Below are 2,914 nucleotides of genomic sequence, written 5' to 3' on the forward strand. Positions count from 1 at the left end.
ATGAGACAGACTCGTTATAGGGTCAAGCGAACAAGTGCATGTGGTGGATGCCTTGGCGATCACAGGCGATGAAGGACGCGGTAGCCTGCGAAAAGCTACGGGGAGCTGGCAAACAAGCTTTGATCCGTAGATGTCCGAATGGGGAAACCCACTCCTTTTGGAGTATCCATGGCTGAATACATAGGCCATGTGAAGCGAACGCGGTGAACTGAAACATCTAAGTAACCGCAGGAAAAGAAATCAACCGAGATTCCCAAAGTAGTGGCGAGCGAAATGGGATGAGCCTTGCACTCTTTATTTGTATTGTTAGCCGAACGCTCTGGAAAGTGCGGCCATAGCAGGTGATAGCCCTGTAGGCGAAAACAGTATGAAAGAACTAGGTGTGCGACAAGTAGGGCGGGACACGTGAAATCCTGTCTGAAGATGGGGGGACCATCCTCCAAGGCTAAATACTCGTGATCGACCGATAGTGAACCAGTACCGTGAGGGAAAGGCGAAAAGAACCCCGGGAGGGGAGTGAAATAGATCCTGAAACCGCATGCATACAAACAGTCGGAGCCTCGTAAGGGGTGACGGCGTACCTTTTGTATAATGGGTCAGCGACTTACGTTCAGTAGCAAGCTTAACCGTATAGGGCAGGCGTAGCGAAAGCGAGTCCGAATAGGGCGTTCAGTTGCTGGGCGTAGACCCGAAACCAAGTGATCTATCCATGGCCAGGATGAAGGTGCGGTAACACGTACTGGAGGTCCGAACCCACTAACGTTGAAAAGTTAGGGGATGAGCTGTGGATAGGGGTGAAAGGCTAAACAAACTTGGAAATAGCTGGTTCTCTCCGAAAACTATTTAGGTAGTGCCTCGTGTCTCACCTTCGGGGGTAGAGCACTGTCATGGTTGGGGGGTCTATTGCAGATTACCCCGCCATAGCAAACTCCGAATACCGAAGAGTGCAATCACGGGAGACAGACATCGGGTGCTAACGTCCGGTGTCAAGAGGGAAACAACCCAGACCGCCAGCTAAGGTCCCCAAATATAGCTAAGTGGGAAACGAAGTGGGAAGGCTAAAACAGTCAGGAGGTTGGCTTAGAAGCAGCCACCCTTTAAAGAAAGCGTAATAGCTCACTGATCGAGTCGTCCTGCGCGGAAGATGTAACGGGGCTAAGCTATATACCGAAGCTGCGGATGCGTGCTTTGCACGCATGGTAGGAGAGCGTTCCGTAAGCCTGCGAAGGTGCGTTGAAAAGCGTGCTGGAGGTATCGGAAGTGCGAATGCTGACATGAGTAGCGATAAAGGGGGTGAAAGGCCCCCTCGCCGTAAGCCCAAGGTTTCCTACGCAACGTTCATCGGCGTAGGGTGAGTCGGCCCCTAAGGCGAGGCAGAAATGCGTAGCTGATGGGAAGCAGGTCAATATTCCTGCACCATTGTTAGATGCGATGGGGGGACGGATCGCGGAAGGTTGTCCGGGTGTTGGAAGTCCCGGTCGCTGCATTGGAGAAGGCGCTTAGGCAAATCCGGGCGCAGGATTCAAGGGTGTGGCGCGAGCTCCTTAGGGAGCGAAGCAATTGGAAGTGGTTCCAAGAAAAGCCTCTAAGCTTCAGTCTAACGATGACCGTACCGCAAACCGACACAGGTGGGCGAGATGAGTATTCTAAGGCGCTTGAGAGAACTCGGGAGAAGGAACTCGGCAAATTGGTACCGTAACTTCGGGATAAGGTACGCCCTTGTAGCTTGATGCGCCTGCGCGCAGAGGGTGAAGGGGTTGCAATAAACTGGTGGCTGCGACTGTTTAATAAAAACACAGCACTCTGCAAACACGAAAGTGGACGTATAGGGTGTGACGCCTGCCCGGTGCCGGAAGATTAAATGATGGGGTGCAAGCTCTTGATTGAAGTCCCGGTAAACGGCGGCCGTAACTATAACGGTCCTAAGGTAGCGAAATTCCTTGTCGGGTAAGTTCCGACCTGCACGAATGGCGTAACGATGGCCACACTGTCTCCTCCCGAGACTCAGCGAAGTTGAAGTGTTTGTGATGATGCAATCTACCCGCGGCTAGACGGAAAGACCCCATGAACCTTTACTGTAGCTTTGCATTGGACTTTGAACCGATCTGTGTAGGATAGGTGGGAGGCTATGAAACCGGAACGCTAGTTTCGGTGGAGCCGTCCTTGAAATACCACCCTGGTTTGTTTGAGGTTCTAACCTTGGCCCGTGATCCGGGTCGGGGACAGTGCATGGTAGGCAGTTTGACTGGGGCGGTCTCCTCCCAAAGCGTAACGGAGGAGTACGAAGGTACGCTAGGTACGGTCGGAAATCGTGCTGATAGTGCAATGGCATAAGCGTGCTTAACTGCGAGACCGACAAGTCGAGCAGGTGCGAAAGCAGGTCATAGTGATCCGGTGGTTCTGTATGGAAGGGCCATCGCTCAACGGATAAAAGGTACTCTGGGGATAACAGGCTGATACCGCCCAAGAGTTCATATCGACGGCGGTGTTTGGCACCTCGATGTCGGCTCATCTCATCCTGGGGCTGTAGCCGGTCCCAAGGGTATGGCTGTTCGCCATTTAAAGAGGTACGTGAGCTGGGTTTAAAACGTCGTGAGACAGTTTGGTCCCTATCTGCCGTGGGCGTTGGATATTTGAAGGGGGCTGCTCCTAGTACGAGAGGACCGGAGTGGACGAACCTCTGGTGTACCGGTTGTCACGCCAGTGGCATCGCCGGGTAGCTATGTTCGGAAGAGATAACCGCTGAAAGCATCTAAGCGGGAAACTCGCCTTAAGATGAGATATCCCTGGGAACTAGATTCCCTTGAAGGGTCGTTCGAGACCAGGACGTTGATAGGTCAGGTGTGTAAGCGCAGTAATGCGTTCAGCTAACTGATACTAATTGCCCGTAAGGCTTGATCCTATAACAAGTCTG

At 52.7% G+C, this 2,914-nt stretch carries 1 rRNA gene; it reads left to right on the forward strand.

Annotated features, from left to right (window positions below):
- Positions 1–20 precede the first annotated feature (20 nt).
- Positions 21–2,902 (forward strand): 23S ribosomal RNA (locus U5798_RS36725).
- Positions 2,903–2,914 lie beyond the last annotated feature (12 nt).

It is taken from the genome of Burkholderia sp. BCC1972 (genome assembly GCF_905339605.1).
GTDB lineage: Bacteria > Pseudomonadota > Gammaproteobacteria > Burkholderiales > Burkholderiaceae > Burkholderia.